14 protein-coding genes are annotated in these 13,787 nt (G+C 56.3%); 10 read left to right on the top strand and 4 right to left on the bottom strand.

The genetic code is table 11. The features are described 5' to 3' along the window. The first annotated feature begins 65 nt into the window (after positions 1 to 65). The 5 genes from ACOMDU_RS01485 (at position 66) to ACOMDU_RS01465 (ending at position 5,080) form a co-directional block, all read left to right on the top strand. Entirely contained in the window at positions 66 to 1,133 is a 1,068-nt protein-coding gene (locus tag ACOMDU_RS01485) for an AAA family ATPase (protein WP_421128708.1), read from the top strand. Between the two features lie 470 nt (positions 1,134 to 1,603). Then, a complete protein-coding gene (locus tag ACOMDU_RS01480) occupies positions 1,604 to 1,909 on the top strand; it encodes a MobC family plasmid mobilization relaxosome protein (RefSeq protein ID WP_421128707.1) in 306 nt (101 codons plus the stop codon). 5 nt (positions 1,910 to 1,914) lie between these two features. Then, on the top strand, positions 1,915 to 3,240 hold the full coding sequence (locus ACOMDU_RS01475; RefSeq protein WP_421128706.1) for a relaxase/mobilization nuclease domain-containing protein: 1,326 nt from the start codon (positions 1,915 to 1,917) through the stop codon (positions 3,238 to 3,240). 153 nt (positions 3,241 to 3,393) lie between these two features. Beyond that, positions 3,394 to 3,543: a hypothetical protein gene (locus tag ACOMDU_RS01470; RefSeq protein WP_418505937.1), complete on the top strand. Its 150-nt coding sequence runs from the start codon at positions 3,394 to 3,396 to the stop codon at positions 3,541 to 3,543. 43 nt (positions 3,544 to 3,586) lie between these two features. Beyond that, positions 3,587 to 5,080 (top strand): recombinase family protein, encoded by a 1,494-nt coding sequence (locus ACOMDU_RS01465; protein WP_421128705.1) that lies wholly within the window; start codon positions 3,587 to 3,589, stop codon positions 5,078 to 5,080. 191 nt (positions 5,081 to 5,271) lie between these two features. On the opposite strand, the gene ACOMDU_RS01460 is transcribed toward ACOMDU_RS01465, so the two are convergent. Next, positions 5,272 to 5,775, bottom strand: a complete 504-nt coding sequence (locus tag ACOMDU_RS01460; RefSeq protein WP_421128704.1) for an amidase domain-containing protein — start codon at positions 5,773 to 5,775, stop codon at positions 5,272 to 5,274. Positions 5,776 to 5,926: 151 nt separating this feature from the next. Here ACOMDU_RS01460 and ACOMDU_RS01455 point away from each other — a divergent pair, with 151 nt between their 5' ends. From ACOMDU_RS01455 to ACOMDU_RS01440, 4 genes are all read left to right on the top strand, one after another. Further along, a complete protein-coding gene (locus ACOMDU_RS01455) occupies positions 5,927 to 6,736 on the top strand; it encodes a transketolase (RefSeq protein WP_421128703.1) in 810 nt (269 codons plus the stop codon). A gap of 3 nt (positions 6,737 to 6,739) precedes the next feature. Next, positions 6,740 to 7,666: a transketolase family protein gene (locus ACOMDU_RS01450; RefSeq protein ID WP_421128702.1), complete on the top strand. Its 927-nt coding sequence runs from the start codon at positions 6,740 to 6,742 to the stop codon at positions 7,664 to 7,666. A 141-nt stretch (positions 7,667 to 7,807) separates the two neighbouring features. Beyond that, the gene (locus ACOMDU_RS01445; protein WP_421128701.1) at positions 7,808 to 8,302 is read left to right on the top strand and encodes an RNA polymerase sigma factor; all 495 of its coding nucleotides are present in this window, start codon (positions 7,808 to 7,810) and stop codon (positions 8,300 to 8,302) included. Next, entirely contained in the window at positions 8,292 to 9,035 is a 744-nt protein-coding gene (locus ACOMDU_RS01440; protein WP_421128700.1) for a zf-HC2 domain-containing protein, read from the top strand. The genes ACOMDU_RS01445 and ACOMDU_RS01440 overlap by 11 nt, the downstream gene beginning before the upstream one ends. Before the next feature lie 82 nt (positions 9,036 to 9,117). Here the strand turns inward: ACOMDU_RS01440 and fba are convergent, their stop codons facing one another. After that, the gene (fba, locus tag ACOMDU_RS01435) at positions 9,118 to 10,086 is read right to left on the bottom strand and encodes a class II fructose-1,6-bisphosphate aldolase (protein WP_421128699.1); all 969 of its coding nucleotides are present in this window, start codon (positions 10,084 to 10,086) and stop codon (positions 9,118 to 9,120) included. A 170-nt stretch (positions 10,087 to 10,256) separates the two neighbouring features. On the opposite strand from fba, the gene ACOMDU_RS01430 reads away from it, so the two are divergent. Then, positions 10,257 to 11,495, top strand: a complete 1,239-nt coding sequence (locus tag ACOMDU_RS01430; protein ID WP_022135967.1) for a 6-phosphofructokinase — start codon at positions 10,257 to 10,259, stop codon at positions 11,493 to 11,495. A gap of 93 nt (positions 11,496 to 11,588) precedes the next feature. Here the strand turns inward: ACOMDU_RS01430 and ACOMDU_RS01425 are convergent, their stop codons facing one another. Next, positions 11,589 to 12,365: a type III pantothenate kinase gene (locus tag ACOMDU_RS01425; protein WP_421128698.1), complete on the bottom strand. Its 777-nt coding sequence runs from the start codon at positions 12,363 to 12,365 to the stop codon at positions 11,589 to 11,591. A 125-nt stretch (positions 12,366 to 12,490) separates the two neighbouring features. Next, entirely contained in the window at positions 12,491 to 13,531 is a 1,041-nt protein-coding gene (gene gap / locus ACOMDU_RS01420; RefSeq protein WP_421128697.1) for a type I glyceraldehyde-3-phosphate dehydrogenase, read from the bottom strand. Positions 13,532 to 13,787 lie beyond the last annotated feature (256 nt).

Here is a 13,787-nt window from a genome sequence, read left to right as displayed (position 1 = left end):
CGCCCCTCTGCTTTTTTCGCTCTCATCGTTCCGATGGGAGCAATATTTTTAAGGAGGATCCGAAATTGAAAAAAGAAAACCGATTGCTGACCATCGACGGAGAAACGCTGATGAGTCAGCCGCTCACGCCGCTGAACTTCGTGGTGGACACGCTGCTCTCTCAGGGCCTGCACATCCTTGCTGGCTCTCCCAAGGTGGGAAAATCATGGCTGGCGCTGTGGCTGGCGGTCACGGTGGCGAAGGGCGAAGCCGTTTGGGGCATGGGCGTGAAACAGGGTACCACGCTCTACCTCTGCCTGGAGGACTCCACCCTCCGCATCCAGAACCGCCTGTTTGAGATCACGGAGGATGCTCCCGCCAACGTCCACTTCTCCACCAACAGCGACACCCTTGGCAAGGGCTTGGAGGAGCAGCTCTGCGCGTTCCTCTCTGAGCACCCCGACACGGTGCTGGTCATCATCGACACGCTGCAAATGATCCGCGGCACCGGTTATGACAACACCTATGCAAATGACTACCGTGACCTCTCCACGCTGAAGCGTATTGCGGACACCCACGGCATCGCCATCCTTCTGATCCACCATCTGCGGAAGGAGTTTGCCGACGATGTGTTCAGCCGCATCTCCGGTACGACTGCCATTAGCGGCGCGGTGGATTCCAGCTTCACGCTGGTAGAGGACAAGCGCGGCAGCGGCAAGGCAACTCTCTCCTGCATCGGGCGTGACATCGAGTACCGGGAGCTGACGCTGGAGCGCAACGCGGAAAATGTGTGGGAGCTGGTGTCGGACAGCCGGACGCAGCCGGAGCTGTTGGGTGGCCGGATCGTCATTCTTCTCTCTGAGCTGATGCGTGACCGCACGGAATTTATCGGCACTCCCACGGAGCTGTCCGCGCAGATCGACCCTGCGGGCAGCGAGGGCATCACGCCGAAGAAGGTATCCCGTCTAATCCTGCAAAGCGTTGCCGCACTAAGAAAAATTGGCATTTCCGCCGTGGTGCGCCGCAGCAACGGCAAGCGGCTCATTGAGCTGCGCCGTGCCGAAAGTGACGATGCACAGGGTACCCAAGCTGTTGACCCTATCGACCCTGCCGATGTCTTAGGCAGTGAAAATGCCCCCTGTTTCGCCCTGTGAGCCGCTGTGTGCGCGGTTAAAGGCTGGGGTGGTGTGTGTACCCGACGAGGGGAGATTCAGCCCGCACGGGGCAAATTCCGAGACGGCATAAAAACGACGAATACGCCGCCAAACCCCCCGCGCGTCCAGCGTTTCAACGGCATGAAGCGCACGCCGAGGGTAATGATACCACCCCCCACACGGAAATGCCGAAAATGCAAAACGGGAGTCTTATCACCTCCCCCAACAGGGCTCCCGCCGAAACCCAGCGAAGCGGTTTCGGTGGGAAGAGGACGAGCGACAGAGAGAGCGAGTCCTGCCGCTTGCGGCGGGACGAGGGATTTGTCGTCCGCTCGGACGACGGCCAGCATCGCATTTGTCTGGTCTGCGGCGAAGCCGCTGCCCTGCCAAACGCTCTGGGCGGGCAAAGCCCTGCACCCAAATTCCGGGCGGAAGCCCGGACCCACTTAAAGCTACGATTGGAGAAAACCATGAAAAAAGATATCAAATTCAGCACGCGCATGGCGTCCGCTGACCGTGAGAAGATCAGGGCGCTGGCAGCGAAGGCCCACATGTCCATGAGCGATTACGTCACCGCCTGCTGCCTCGGCAAGCGGATCGTTGTCATCGACGGGCAAAAAGAACTGCTCCGCCAGCTCAAGGGCATCGGCAGCAACATCAACCGCCTCACCGTCCTTGCCAACATGGGCAAAGTGCAGGTCATCGGCTTGGAGAAAGCCGCCGGTGAGTTGTCCGAGGTCAGCGTCGCGTTGCGGGCTGTCATGGAAGGACGGTGAGCCGTATGGCCATCGTACATTTCGTGAACTACAAAAAGGGCACACAGTCCCGCGCCGCCATGCGCGGCGTGATGCTTTACGTCATGCAGGAAAAGAAAACCACATGGGAGGGCGGGCCGCTCGTCAGCGGCATCAACTGCCAGCCGCAGAGCGTCTACGATGATTTCATCAATACAAAGCTGCTCTATCACAAGGATGGCGGCGTGATGTTCTATCACATGGTGCAGAGCTTCCCAAAAGGCGCGGCGGTCGATCCACAGCAGGCCCACGAAGCCGCGCGGCGGCTGGCAGAATACTTCGACGGCTGCGAGGTGCTGGTCTGCACCCATGTAGACCGGGAGCACATCCACTCCCACTGCGTCATCAACTCTGTCAACTTTGAGACCGGCAAAAAGCTGCACATGGCGAAAGCGCAGATCCAAGAGCTGATGCGGCGCAACGATGCGATCTGTCTGGAGATGGGTCTTCCTGTCTTTGATGCGCCAACGCAACAGGCCCGCGGCATGGGCGGCGCGGAGTACCACACGGCGTTGAAGGGTCAAAGCTGGAAGCTGCGGCTCATGAACACCATCGACGAGTGTATGAAATACGCCGCCGACAAGGACGCCTTCGTTTCCCTGATGGTGTCCGAGGGCTACGCCGTCCGCTGGGAGAGCAGCCGCAAGTACATCACCTACACCACGCCGGACGGCACGAAGTGCCGCGACAACAAATTACACGAGGAAAAGTATTGCAAGGAGGCCATGGAGCATGAATTCAGAATACGGGCAGAGGTTGTCTCTGCAAGAACTCAAGCAGCGCAACTCCCAGCAGACAGCGCTGCCGGTGCAGGCACCACCTCCCGAAGCGCGTCCCTCAAAAGCGGACTGGGAGCAAATGATGAACGATCTGGATACACTGTGGTACCATGCGGATCGGCAGACGGATCTGTTGGAGAGCATCAGCAGGCAGATGTCGCAGCTTCCCACGCGGACGCAGCTGGACGATCTTCTGAAGACGGTACGCCATCTGGAGCAGATGAGCGAACAGGCTGGGAAGCCGAAAGAGAACTCTTTTTCTCTGCGCAGAATCAGACTTCCCAGACTGCATCTACCACAAGTCGGTATTCCGGCATTGATCTCTCTGCTAATGGCGGCGGCAGCACTGCTTCTGCTCTGGTGGGGCTTGGGCACCGTCTGGAGCAGCTCCAGCCTACTGCCCCTGTGATGCCCGTACAGCACTACACCGACAGAAAGGCATTGCAAAAAGAACGGGAAAAGAAAATCGCCCTCGGTCACAAGGCTGATGACCACGAGGACGAGGTGAGTTATGACTGGCAGCAGACCATGTGACGCAAAGGGAGAGTTGAAGGATTTCGACTCTCCCTTTCTGCATAGGACAAGGTTCTCGCAAATAAAATGATAGCACCGCGGGAGGTGATAGTTATTATTGTCCGCCCTTTCACTTACGATAGTGATGCGCACATTATTTCCGGCAGAAAAAATATGATCAGAATTGAAAACCTTACCCCACAGCTTACCGCCGAGGAGTGCATGGAACAGCGGCGATGTATCGAGGAAGGTCTTTTCGAGGTCTTTATAAAGTATGAAAAACACAATGAAAATGATAGCTATTTAGGAGCTGCTGCGGTATGATGTACCTGTCAGCAGCTCTTTTCTGTGAGGAAGGAGCTACAAAATGAACGCAATCTACGCAAGACAATCCGTTGACAGAGCCGATAGCATTTCTATCGAAAGCCAGATCGAGTTCTGCCAGTACGAAATGAGAGGTGAACAGTATAAGGTTTATACCGACAGAGGTTACAGCGGTAAAAATACAGACCGTCCCGCCTTTGCGGAAATGATGAACGACATCGAAAACGGAGTGATTGGTAAGGTCGTTGTTTACAAGCTGGACCGCATCAGCCGTTCTATCCTCGACTTCTCTAATATGATGGAGAAATTCGGAAAGCACAGGGTCGAGTTCGTATCCACGACAGAAAAATTCGACACTTCCTCGCCCATGGGACGCGCCATGCTCAACATCTGCATTGTATTCGCGCAGTTGGAACGGGAAACTATTCAAAAGCGCGTGGCGGATGCCTACTACTCCCGCAGTCAAAAGAGCTTCTATATGGGCGGCAGAGTTCCGTATGGATTCCGGCTGATCCCGACGACCATCGAGGGTATTAAGACCTCTATGTATGAGATCAACGCGGAGGAAGCGGAACAGGTGCGGTTGATCTATGAGCTCTACTCCAAGCCGGAATGCTCCTACGGTGACATTATCCGCTACTTTCAAGCCCACGGCATTCTCAAAAACGGAAAGCCGTGGGGACGCACACGACTTGCGGATGTTCTCAGGAATCCCATCTATGTCCGCGCGGATCTATCCGTCTATGAGTTCTATCGTGACCAAGGCGCGATCATGGCAAACGATCCGAGTGACTTTATCGGCACGAACGGATGCTACTACTACAAGGGACAGGACTCCGTAGGACGCAAGCAAATGAATTTAGAAGGCAACCATTTGGTGCTGGCGCCACACGAGGGCATCATTCCCTCCGACCTATGGCTGAAATGCCGTGCAAAGTGTCTGGAAGCGCAGCAGATCAAGCCATATCAGAAAGCCAAGAACACATGGCTGGCGGGAAAGATCAAATGCGGCATCTGCGGGTACGCTTTGGTGGATAAGCACTACTCGACCACACGCTCCCGCTATCTCCTCTGTTCGAACAAAATGAACTCCAAAGCCTGCAAGGGTCCCGGAACGATTTATACCGACGAGTTTGAGCAAATCATCTACAATGAAATGCGCAAAAAGATGGCTCAGTTCAAAACGCTCAGAAGGTGTAAAGGAAATTACGTTAACCCCGAGCTAACGGCGTTGAATGTTCAACTTACGCAAGTTGAGACTGAGATTGGCTCGCTGATGGATCGCCTGTCGGCTGCGGACGATACCCTGTTTCGCTACATCAGTGGGCGCGTCAAAGAACTGGATGGGAAAAAGCAAGAGCTGATGAAGCGTATCTCTGAATTGAAGCTGCACAAGGAAGCGGACTATACGGAGATCTATAATCACCTGACTATGTGGGACGAGTTGAGCTTCGATGATAAGCGACAGACGGTAGACCAGCTCATCCGTGTCATCTATGCGACCAGCGAGTCCATCAAGATCGAATGGCGCATTTAAGCAAGTACAGTTACTCCATCTTGTACGCTTCGGCGAAGGTCTGCGCTTGGCCAAAGACCGGCTGAACGAAAAGAACGTATATTTTATGAACCCATCCTTTGATAAATAGTGCCGCAATAATAAGCTGTCCCCGGCTCTGCCGGGGACAGCTTATTGTACGACATCCCCAGGTTTCCCCGGGGGATGTTCATTTACGGCACGAATGCACCAAGTATGTGCAGGACCCGGTACGCCTGATAGTCGTAGGTACTCAGCGGCCGCCAATCCACATCCGCGCTGTGGGCGGCTACCAGTATTTTGGCCGGATCACCGTCAGAGTTGGGCTGTACCACCACCGGAGAATGCTGGAATACATCCCCACTGAACCTTAGCTGTATCACATCTCCAAGCCGTGCCCGGGAGAGGTCCTGCGTCTCCTGGGCTACCGGCCCGGCAGAGCGTTCCTCGCGCACCAGAAAGTCACGCAGAAACTCAACACCCGTCCAGGAGGGGGATTTGTCATTGCTGTTGATGTAGTACCAGCCGAAGGTAGGTGTATAGTTCATTACACCGGTGCCGACGTAGATGCACTGTGAGGCATAGTTGGTGCAGTCGCCGCCGATCTCCTCATAATCGTAAAAGGCCGGATTGCGGCCATAGGCCCAGCGATGGGCGTAGATCACGGCCTCCAGTCTGTCATACGGACGAAAAAGCATCTGGCATCCCTCCGCCCTATTGTATGTGCCCTCCCCTGCTGATGTGATATTTTCCGTTACTTTTCTGTGACTTTTCTGTTGTCCTGCATTGACTTTATATGGGAAATACTATATCCTATTAGGTCAGAAGAACATGGAATGGAGGTTTCCCATGAATAAAGCAGAATTGTCCGGCGTGTGCCGTCAGATGCGCCGTGACATCATCAACATGACCGCCAACGCCGGCAGCGGTCATCCCGGCGGCTCCCTGTCCGCGGTGGAGCTGGTGGCCAGCGTATTCTATAACCATATGCGTATCGACCCCAAAAATCCGCATTGGGTGGACCGTGACCGTTTTGTGCTCAGCAAGGGCCACGCTGCCCCCTGTTACTACGCGGTTCTGGCAGAGTTGGGCTTTATCAGCCGCGATGAGTTCAAGAACTTCCGGCAGCTGCACAGCATCCTGCAGGGCCACCCGGACTGCAAGAAGGTCCCTGGTGTGGACGCCTCCACCGGCTCCCTGGGTCAGGGCTGCTCTATTGCCGTGGGTATGGCGCTGGGCGCCAAGGTGCAGGGCAAGGACACCAAGGTGTTTACGCTGCTGGGCGACGGCGAGTGTCAGGAGGGCCAGATCTGGGAGGCCCTCATGTCCGCTGCCCACTATAAGCTGGACAACCTGACCGTGATCGTGGACAACAATGGCCTGCAGATCGACGGCAGCAACGACGAGGTCATGTCCCTGGGCGATATGCCCGCCAAGCTGCGGGCCTTTGGCTTTGATCTGCACGAGATCGACGGCCATGACCTGGACGCCATTGAAGCAGCGCTGGGCGCGCCTGTGACGCCTGGCAGGCCCAAGGCTATCTTGGCCCACACGGTCAAGGGTAAGGGCGTATCCTTCATGGAAGGCCAGGTGGGCTGGCACGGCAAGGCGCCCAACGAGGAACAGCGGCAGCAGGCATTGAAGGAATTGGAGGACTGAGCCATGAGTGAAAAGATCGCCACCCGTGAAGCCTACGGCAAGGCGCTGGTAGAGCTGGGTGAACAGAATAAGAACGTCGTAGTGCTGGATGCCGACCTGGCTGGTGCCACTATGACCAAGTATTTCAAGGCGGCGCATCCCGAGCGCTTCTTTGACTGCGGCATCGCCGAGGCCAATATGATGAATATCGGCGCCGGTTTGTCCACTATGGGGCTTGTCCCCTTCTGCTCCACCTTCGCCATGTTCGGCGCTGGGCGCGCCTATGAGCAGATCCGCAACACCATCGCCTATCCCAGATTTAATGTGAAGATATGCTGCTCCCATGCCGGCGTGTCTGTGGGCGAGGACGGCGGCAGCCACCAGGCCATCGAGGACATCGGTCTTATGCGGCTGATCCCCGGCATGACCGTCATCGTCCCTGCTGACGCCAATGAGGCAAAGAAGGCCACCTTTGCCCTGGCGGAGTTTCAGGGTCCCGCCTATATGCGTCTGGCGCGTTTGGCCACCCCGGTATTCGAGGAGGACTATCCCTTTGAGATCGGCAAGGCCAATGTGCTGCGCGAGGGCAAGGACGCGGCGGTGTTCGCCTGCGGTCTGATGGTCAACGAGGCGCTGGAGGCCGCCAAGCTGCTCTCCGCCGAGGGTATCGAGATCAGCGTCATCAACGTACACACCATCAAGCCCATTGACGCGGAGTGCGTGACGAAGTACGCCGAAAAGTGCGGCAATGTCATTACCGTGGAGGAGCACAGCGTCATCGGAGGTCTGGGTGACGCTGTGGCCGATGTACTGATGGGCAAGGTCTGCTGCAAATTCCGCAAGATCGGCGTCAACGACCGGTTCGGTCAGTCCGGCAAGGCTGCCGACGTGCTGCGGGAATACGGCCTGACCGCCGATCAGATCGCGGTCAAAATCAAAGAGACACTGTAAAGTAGATATAATTTACAGCTGTTGTTATCAGCGGCGGCACGGATATCATCCGCGCCGCCGCTTTCGCTGTCCAAAATAATCGAAATAATTTGTAAGATTCCGCCGAGCCGCGCGTCATATAGACAAAGGAGGTGGCAGCAGATGGAATTTGAGCAGGTCTATGACCTGTACTTCCGGGATGTATACCGCTATATTCTGAAGCTATCCGGCAGCGAGCATGTGGCTGAGGAGATCACCAGCGACACATTCTTCAAGGCACTGCGATCCATCGGAAAATTCCGGGGCAGCTGCGACATGCGGGTATGGCTGTGCCAGATCGCCAAGAACTGCTATTATACCTATCTGCGGAAGGAAAAGCATACCACTCCGCTGGAAGAACTGCCGGAGTCTGTGGGCAGTGCGGATACCCCCGAGGAGCTGATCGGCGCACGGGAGGAAGCCCGGCAGATACAGGCTATTCTGCATGACCTGCCGGAGCCGTACCGGGAGGTGTTCATGTGGCGGGTATACGCCGAGCTGTCTTATAAGCAGATCGGTGAATTGTTCGCCAAGTCGGATAACTGGGTATGCGTCACCTACCACCGTGCCAGAAACATGATAAAAAACAGATTGGAGGACAGCAACAATGAAAAATGAATGCAGTATCGTCCGCGACCTGCTGCCGCTGTATGCGGAGGGCATGCTCAGCGAGGACAGCGCCGCCTTTGTCAAAGAGCATCTGGATACATGCAAAGAATGCCGCGCACTGTCCGCCGGTGAAGAGCCGTCCGCTCCCACTGACGCGGACACGGAGCAACGCACCGGTGAAGCCGGCGTTCTGCGGACGCTGAAAAAGAAGCTGCGGAAGCAGACCTGGTGCGCCATCGCCATCACCGCGACGGTGGTGCTGCTGGTGACGCTGATGCTGCGGATCAACTCCATCGACTATCTGGCGGCCATCAGCTCTGCCGAACAGTATACCTTCAGCGACCGCATGGCGCTGCTGTTCAAGGGAGATTATTCCGACCAGGACAAGGCAGAGGCTGTTCTGAGCAACGCACACATCGTATTTGAGTATTCAGAGGAGGAAATATACAACAATGTTCTGGCGATGCCGAGGGACGAGGCTGCCTATGCCATGGGCGCGCTGGTACGTTACTGCGTTCCGGAGATGGACGCCGGCAAAATGCTGACCATCTATCACATCGACCTGCTGTCGGCACATTTCAGCGGAGATTCCGGGAAAATGTGGGTCAAATACGGATACCAGCGCTTTGATAAGACAGATGACCTCAGCACATGCACCGGTACGGGCGCAATAGACCATATCGTACTCTGGAAACTGGAAAAATACGGTGACGGCTATTGGCGCGTGGTAGAGGTCGTATAACAATATGGTGCTTTCTTGACAGCGCATACAACTGAAAAAATCCCCCGGCTCTGCGGAGCCGGGAGATTTTTTGTACAGTCGTTTACGCCTTGCCAGCGCAGCCCAGCACGTCCACCAGTTTGTGGCGTACCAGCTCCTTGATGTTGGCGCGGGCGGGCTTCAGATACTCGCGGGGATCGAACTTGTCGGGGTGCTCGTCCATGAACTGCCGGATGGTGCCGGTCATGGCCAGACGCAGATCGGAGTCGATGTTGATCTTGCAGACGGACAGACGGGCGGCCTGACGCAGCTGCTCCTCGGGCACACCGATGGCGTTGGGCATCTTGCCGCCGTGGTCGTTGATCATCTTCACATACTCCTGCGGCACGGAGGATGAGCCGTGCAGCACGATGGGGAAGCCGGGCAGGCGCTTGCTGACCTCCTCCAGCACGTCGAAGCGCAGGGGAGGCGGCACCAGGATGCCCTTCTCATTGACGGTGCACTGCTCGGGCTTGAACTTATACGCACCGTGGCTGGTGCCGATGGCGATAGCCAGGGAGTCGCAGCCAGTCTTGGATACGAACTCCTCCACCTCCTCGGGACGGGTGTAGGACGCGGCGTGGTCAGCCACCTTCACGTCATCCTCGATACCGGCCAGCGTACCCAGCTCCGCTTCCACGACGACACCGTGGTCATGGGCGTACTCCACCACCTTGCGGGTGATCTCGATGTTCTCGGCGAAGGGCTTGGAGGAGGCGTCGATCATCACGGAGGTGAAGCCGCCGTCGATGCAGCTCTTGCAGGTCTCAAAGTCGGGGCCGTGATCCAGATGCAGCACGATGGGGATATCGGGGCAGGTCGCTACCGCCGCCTCCACCAGCTTCACCAGATAGGTGTGGTTGGCGTAGGCGCGGGCGCCCTTGCTGACCTGCAGGATCACGGGAGCGTGCTCCTCCTGGCAGGCCTCGGTGATGCCCTGTACGATCTCCATGTTGTTGACGTTGAACGCGCCGATGGCGTAGCCGCCATCATAAGCCTTGGCGAACATTTCCTTGGAAGTTACCAGTGCCATGTCAAAGTCTCCTTTATGATAAATTTTGCAAGTATGCACCTGTTGTATGGAACGTTCCTATTGTATCATATTTTTACGGATTTGCAAGCACAAACTGTTTACAACGGCTATTCTACATGGTAAAATACCCGTTGTAAACACAAAAATTCCGCTTTTGGAGGTATGCGAATATGAAAGAACTGCGCGGCGCGTGTATTATCGGTCAATCCGGCGGCCCCACTTCCGTTATCAATGCCAGTGCCTACGGCGTGATCGACACGGCGCTGAAGTCCGGCGCCATTACCCAGGTGCTGGGTGCCGAACACGGCATCATGGGTGTACTTAACGATCGGCTGTTCGACATGGGGCAGGAGGATCCCGAGGAGCTGCGCCTGCTGAAGTATACCCCCTCCTCCGCACTGGGCTCCTGCCGCTATAAGATCGCCGATCCGGAGCTAGATGATACGGACTACAAGCGTATCCTTGAGGTCTTCAAGAAGCACGATGTACGCTATTTCTTCTATAACGGCGGCAACGACTCCATGGACACCTGCAATAAGATCAACCAGTATATGCAGTCTGTGGGCTACGAGTGCCGCGTTATGGGCGTGCCCAAGACCATTGACAACGATCTGTTCGGCACGGATCATTGCCCCGGCTATGCCTCTGCCGCCAAGTACATCGCTACCTCCATTATGGAGGTCTATCAGGACGCACACGTGTACGACAAGGGAATGATCGTGGTGGTGGAGATCATGGGCCGTCACGCCGGTTGGCTGGCCGCAGCTTCCGCCCTGGCCAGCGAATATGGCGCGGGTCCGGATCTGATCTATCTGCCTGAGACGGATTTCAGTATGCCCAAATTCATCGAGGACGTCAAGAAGGTCTACAATGCCACGGGCAACTGTATTGTGGCCGTGTCCGAGGGTATCCACTATGAGGACGGCGGTTTCGTCTCCGAGGCCAAGGTGGCCGCCAACGACGGCTTCGGCCACGCCCAACTGGGTGGTCTGGCCACTATTCTGGCCGAAGTGCTGAAGGAGGAGACCGGCGCCAAGGTCCGAGGCATCGAGCTGAACCTGCTTCAGCGCTGCGCCGCCCATCTGGCCAGCGAGACGGATATCGAAGAGTCCTACATGGCCGGCAAGGTGGCCGTGGAGAACGCGGTCAACGGCATCAACGGCCGCATGATCGGCTTTGAGCGCGGTATCCAGAACGGGAAGTATGCCTGCCGCACCAAGCTCGTTCCGCTGGTGGAGGTCGCCAACGTGGAGAAGAAAATTCCCCGCGAGTGGATCAATGAGGAGGGCAATGGCGTGAACCACCAGTTCATCGAGTATGCGCTGCCGCTGATCCAGGGTGAGCCGGAGCTGCCCAAGCAGGACTCTCTGCCCCGCTTTGTCAAGCTGAAAAAGGTGCTTGCTAAGTAAAAACGTTATACATAAACAGCTGGAAAGTATTTTTGCTTTCCAGCTGTTTTTACATAAAGGTACGCCCTCCGGTATCGCCGGAGGGCGCGTATGTCATTTTGCATTTTTCTGATAGATGGCGTACAGTCCCTCCATCAGCAGATATTTGTCGTACACCACGTGGTTGCGGCAGTATCGGGCGATCACCGGTGCGTTTGGGCCGGTGGCCACGATAGAGGGCTCCGCCCCGCCCAGCGTCTCACGGATACGGTCGATGACCCCATCCAGCATGGCGGCGGTGCCGTAGACGATGCCGCTTCGCATACAGTCCTCGGTGTTTTTGCCGATGAGCTGCCGGGGGTGCTCCAGCGAGATATTGGGCAGCTGCGCCGTATGATGGGACAGCGCATCCAGCGACAGCCGCACGCCGGGGAACATCAGTCCGCCCTCGTAGGTGCGCTTCTCTGAGATGTAGGAGATGATGGTGGCTGTGCCCATGTCGATCATGATGATGGGCACCGGGTATTTTTCCAATGCCGATACCGCGTTAGCCACAATGTCCGCGCCCAGCTGCTGGCTGTTGAATTCCATGCGGATGTTCAGCCCGGTCTTGATGCCTGCGCCCACCACCATGGGCGGCTTGCCCAGAAGGCGCGTCAGCGCCTTTTCCATCATGAAGTTCATAGGCGGTACCACGCTGGATAAGATCGCCCCGCTGACATCGTGGATATCACAGCCGTACAGTGTAAACAAATTCATCAGATCAATGCTGATCTGGTCTGCTGTCTTGCGGCTGTCCGTGTCTATAGATGCCAGAAATTTCAGCGTTTTCTCCCGGTCAAACAGCCCTACGGAAATATTGGAATTGCCGATATCGATGGCCAAAAGCATATATGTCCTCCTCCCTATCCACCTTTCCTACTGGTGCTATCATACCACGCGGCGAACCGCTTGACAAGGGTACGGACGCAAGAAATCTCCCCCGGCAGGGCCGGGGGAGATCGTATATATGCCGCTTATTCCTGCGCCACAAAGGCGTCCGCTTCGTCCACAGTGTGCATATGCTCCAGCATACGCACCACCATGTTGCTGTAACCCCACTCGTTGTCATACCAGGCGATGAGCTTCACGAAGTCCTGATCCAGAGAAATACCCGCTGTCTCGTCAAAAATGCAGGGGCAGGGATTGCCGATCAGGTCGGTGGATACCACCTGGTCGCGGGTATAGCCGATAATATCCTTCATATACGTCTCGGAGGCGTGCTTGACCTCGTAGCAGATGTCCGCGTAGGACGCCGTCTTGCTGAGCCGCGCCGTCAGGTCCACCACGGATACGTCTGCGGTGGGTACGCGGAAGGCCATGCCGGTCATTTTGCCCTTCAGGGAGGGGATCACGCGACCCACGGCCTTGGCCGCGCCGGTGGTAGTCGGGATGATGTTGTTGAGGATGGAACGGCCTGTACGCCAGTCACTGCCGCCGCGAGAGTCCACGGCCTTCTGCTTGGCGGTGGATGCGTGGATGGTGGACATCAGGGACTGCTCGATACCGAACTCCTTGTGGATGACATAGGCCAGCGGCGCGAGGCAGTTGGTGGTACAGCTGGCGTTGGAGATGACGCGCATATCGCTGCGGTATTCATCGCTGTTGACGCCGAAGACAAAGGTAGGCGTGGCATCGTCCTTGGCGGGGGCCGTCAGGATGACCTTCTTGGCGCCGCCCTTGAAATGGCGGGAGGCCTTATCGGTGGTGTTGTTGGCGCCGGTGGACTCGATGATGTACTCCGCGCCGCAGTCTGCCCAGTTGATCATGGCGGCATCGGACTCGCTGTATACCTTGATCTTGCGGCCGTTGACGATCAGGTCACCGCCGGCGTGCTCCACAATTCCGGGGAAATTCCGGAACACAGAATCATATTTCAGCAGATAGACCATGTAGTCCACGTCCGCCTTCCGCAGGTTGATACCGCATACCTCGAAGCGCTCCGGGTCGTCTGCAAGTATACGCAGCACCACCCGTCCGATACGGCCGAAGCCATTGATACCGATCTTGATTCCCATGTGATTGTCCTTCCTTTGTTCCACCGCCCGGGGCGGCCGTATTTGTTCCAAGTACATTATACCAGCTTACATAAATTTGTCACTATAAAAGTAAAAAATATTTCACAATAATTGAGGTTTTACACCTGTTTTTCTACCGAAAAATTCAAAAAACAATGAAATCAAAACCAAATGTTCCATACGTTTCAAACCTTGTAAACGTGCAGCTTCTTACGATATACCGCCTTAAACAGAGCAACCAGGCGTTTGCCCGGCT

Source organism: Vescimonas sanitatis (genome assembly GCF_049060325.1).
Taxonomy (GTDB): domain Bacteria; phylum Bacillota; class Clostridia; order Oscillospirales; family Oscillospiraceae; genus Vescimonas; species Vescimonas sanitatis.
The sequence above is the reverse complement of the archived record's forward strand: the minus strand, read 5'-3'. Positions and strand labels throughout refer to the sequence as shown.

Coding starts and splice junctions, on each gene's coding strand:
- ACOMDU_RS01480 (WP_421128707.1), top strand. CDS start 1,604: ATGAAAAAAGATATCAAATTCAGCACGCGCATGGCGTCCGCTGACCGT.
- ACOMDU_RS01475 (WP_421128706.1), top strand. CDS start 1,915: ATGGCCATCGTACATTTCGTGAACTACAAAAAGGGCACACAGTCCCGC.
- ACOMDU_RS01470 (WP_418505937.1), top strand. CDS start 3,394: ATGATCAGAATTGAAAACCTTACCCCACAGCTTACCGCCGAGGAGTGC.
- ACOMDU_RS01465 (WP_421128705.1), top strand. CDS start 3,587: ATGAACGCAATCTACGCAAGACAATCCGTTGACAGAGCCGATAGCATT.
- ACOMDU_RS01460 (WP_421128704.1), bottom strand. CDS start 5,775: ATGCTTTTTCGTCCGTATGACAGACTGGAGGCCGTGATCTACGCCCAT.
- ACOMDU_RS01455 (WP_421128703.1), top strand. CDS start 5,927: ATGAATAAAGCAGAATTGTCCGGCGTGTGCCGTCAGATGCGCCGTGAC.
- ACOMDU_RS01450 (WP_421128702.1), top strand. CDS start 6,740: ATGAGTGAAAAGATCGCCACCCGTGAAGCCTACGGCAAGGCGCTGGTA.
- ACOMDU_RS01445 (WP_421128701.1), top strand. CDS start 7,808: ATGGAATTTGAGCAGGTCTATGACCTGTACTTCCGGGATGTATACCGC.
- ACOMDU_RS01440 (WP_421128700.1), top strand. CDS start 8,292: ATGAAAAATGAATGCAGTATCGTCCGCGACCTGCTGCCGCTGTATGCG.
- fba (WP_421128699.1), bottom strand. CDS start 10,086: ATGGCACTGGTAACTTCCAAGGAAATGTTCGCCAAGGCTTATGATGGC.
- ACOMDU_RS01430 (WP_022135967.1), top strand. CDS start 10,257: ATGAAAGAACTGCGCGGCGCGTGTATTATCGGTCAATCCGGCGGCCCC.
- ACOMDU_RS01425 (WP_421128698.1), bottom strand. CDS start 12,365: ATGCTTTTGGCCATCGATATCGGCAATTCCAATATTTCCGTAGGGCTG.
- gap (WP_421128697.1), bottom strand. CDS start 13,531: ATGGGAATCAAGATCGGTATCAATGGCTTCGGCCGTATCGGACGGGTG.